General features: G+C 46.7%; 3 protein-coding genes. 2 read left to right on the top strand and 1 reads right to left on the bottom strand.

Translation table 11 applies throughout. The annotated features are described in order from the left end of the window. Positions 1-362: 362 nt before the first annotated feature. Positions 363-866 (top strand): hypothetical protein, encoded by a 504-nt coding sequence (locus Q0072_RS20115; RefSeq protein ID WP_298333517.1) that lies wholly within the window; start codon positions 363-365, stop codon positions 864-866. Continuing rightward, positions 863-2,356, top strand: a complete 1,494-nt coding sequence (locus Q0072_RS20110; protein WP_298333515.1) for a hypothetical protein — start codon at positions 863-865, stop codon at positions 2,354-2,356. The genes Q0072_RS20115 and Q0072_RS20110 overlap by 4 nt, the downstream gene beginning before the upstream one ends. A gap of 8 nt (positions 2,357-2,364) precedes the next feature. On the opposite strand, the gene Q0072_RS20105 is transcribed toward Q0072_RS20110, so the two are convergent. Beyond that, positions 2,365-2,628, bottom strand: a 264-nt coding sequence (locus tag Q0072_RS20105) for a type II toxin-antitoxin system ParD family antitoxin (protein WP_298333513.1), incomplete at its 5' end; no start/stop codon positions are given.

Here is a 2,628-nt window from a genome sequence, read left to right as displayed (position 1 = left end):
GGCGCGGTCAGCGCCGATATAGCCCGCTTCCAGGCCCAAACGGGGACACCCTACTTCTGGCGCAGTGTTTCCAGAACCATTGCCCGGCGCTGATCTCCGGACAGCCTTTGCGCCACCCCCTGGTTCAGCGCGGCCGCCATTCGGTGTGACAACGTCATCCCCTCAACCGCACTTATCTTCTCTTCCCCGCGCGCGCGTGAGGATGAACTGACCGATCCTGACGGCCCGGCGAAGGTCTGTGCGGTCTGTTTCTATGGTGGAACTCTACCATTGTTGCTGGGTGACCGTTAGCTTATATCTTGCGGGAGACAAATTGATCATCTACGCTATTTCAATCGTCGCTCACATAAAGAGCCTATAACATGCATAGAGCTTTCTTAGATGCTGGAAATCACAAGAAAATAGTTAGCATGTACTCAGGCATATTGAGCCCCTCCGAGGTTGGAAAAATTAATCTGGAGGCTCAAAGTCATACTCGAATGATGTATGTATTGGGAATAGAACATTATAATTTCGCAACCAAGATTGCAAAAATGCAATGGCGGCAGCGAATTTCCAGGCTTTATTACGCTAGCTACAATGTTTCTAAAGCAGTCAGATTTGATTCTGACGGTGTGTACTCTACTGAGGTAAAGGATCATACAAAAGTTGGAGAACTACCCAGCTCTTTCCCAGATCGTGCGACTTATACAAATGAACTAAGGAACCTGCGGGAGGATAGGAATGCGTCGGACTACGATCATCTGGCCGTAAAGTCGGATCTTTTGAGAACCCCAGAGGCCTATCAGACTACAGTCCTGAACTTTATCCGTCATGCCCACGACTATCTTTCAAGTCGAGGAAATGTACTTGGAGCAAAGCCATGAATTATAAAGAGATTTTGGACAAGATAAAGTCAAACTTTGAGAGCCGAACAGGTTTGATAGGTTTAGAGCACAATGATATCGTCAAAGGTAAAAAGACCATAAGAATTATTCACGTTTCACACCCGACGGAACGACTTTACGACGCGCTTAATAATTGCATCAAAGATTTTGATGTCGAAGATGAAATCCATGTCACATTGAAATCTAAATCATCAAAGTCGATTGTTAATTCTGCAGAAGCTAAGTTGCTGCTTAAAGTTCTTTCAGAGAGCCAAAACATTAATCAGCACAGCTTTGAGTCAGATTTCTTCGATCGTTATACGCGCTCCGTTACAGGCGCAGAAAGCCAGATTGTGTCGTCTGCAAATCATATTGTTACAGGGCGTAGAGGTGCTGGCAAATCAATGTTACTATTGTATAGCCTTAAGTCTAGGCAGAAAGATGATATGCCAAATGCGTGGATCGACATGCAAGCATATTCTGGAAGAGACGATGAGCAAGCTGTTGCGGATGTTTTAACCGAAATTCTGTATGCAATAGACTTTCCACCAGACTCATATGCCGACATTCTTTCTATCCGCCACCGATTTGAAGCTGGAGACGTTTCGGTAAAGGAAATCAGGAAGCATGTACCAAAATTGAGGCGAATTTTTGCAGAAGTATCTCTGAAGAAGGAGATATTTGTATATCTGGACGATCTGCACGTATTTAATCGTAAGATGCAATATATTCTTCTTGATGTATTGTATTCTATATTTCGCGGAAATAAGGTGTATATAAAAGCATCAGCGATTGAAACCCTTCTTGATCCATATAATTCTAGAGAGAAAATGGGAATGCAGATTCCCCAAGACGCTCAACGACTAGGACTTGATTACAATCTCACTACACCAGACAAAGCTGCCACTCACATTGAGTCAATCCTGGACTCGCACGCTCGATATGCGGCAATACCGTCAATCCGTAGGCTTTCATCAAGTGCGGATGTCTTGCCGCGCTTAACATGGGTAAGTGCTGGAGTTCCAAGAGATGCGATCAACTTGTTTGCGCAATCGATGCTTAAAGCAAGCGCTGGGGGAAAAGGTCGTGTGACCGTATCAAATGTCAACATGGCAGCGTCCGAAAATCTTAGCATTAAGCTAAAGGACCTTCAATCAGACGCCAGCTCTGAAGCAGACGCTTTGAGTTCTCGCCTCGAGGCGATAAGAAATTTTTGTATCACTGAGAATAAGTCAAATGCTTTTCTCTTGGAAATTAACCAAAATAGTGCGGCCTTCAAGGAGGCGTTAAAGCTTGTCGAGTTAAGACTTCTCCACGTAATTTCCGAAGGCATCACCCCAAAGGAAGCAGGGACTAAATTCATGGCCCTTATGTTGGATTACGGATTGTACACCGGCATCCGAGCTGCCGCGAATGTGGAATTGTTCAACAAAGACGCTGCGTCTGTTGCATATAAGGAATTAAGAAAACTCAAGATATACAGGTACTAGAGCTAATTTCAACATGTGAAAAACCAAGGAACCCGCCGCGCCTGCGCCCGTACCAGCACCTCCTCCACATCAAACAACGCCCGCCCGGCGCTCTCCTTGCCCTCATTCCAGGCTTGGCGCAGGCGGGCCAGTTCGTCCTGGCGCTGAGCGCGTTTAAGCTGCCAGTCGCGCACGGCTTCGCGCACGATCTCGCTGGTGGTGGCGTAATCGCCCGTGGCGACCGCGTCGCGCATGGCGGAAAGCTGGTCGCCCGTCACGGCAACGCTGATCTT

Origin of the sequence: Asticcacaulis sp. (assembly GCF_027484505.1) — a bacterium.
Classification (GTDB): domain Bacteria; phylum Pseudomonadota; class Alphaproteobacteria; order Caulobacterales; family Caulobacteraceae; genus Asticcacaulis.
This window is presented reverse-complemented; position numbering and strand designations above follow the sequence as displayed.

Bases quoted from the DNA above. Each gene is read 5' to 3' on its own strand.
- Q0072_RS20110 (WP_298333515.1), top strand. From the start codon at position 863: ATGAATTATAAAGAGATTTTGGACAAGATAAAGTCAAACTTTGAGAGC.
- Q0072_RS20115 (WP_298333517.1), top strand. From the start codon at position 363: ATGCATAGAGCTTTCTTAGATGCTGGAAATCACAAGAAAATAGTTAGC.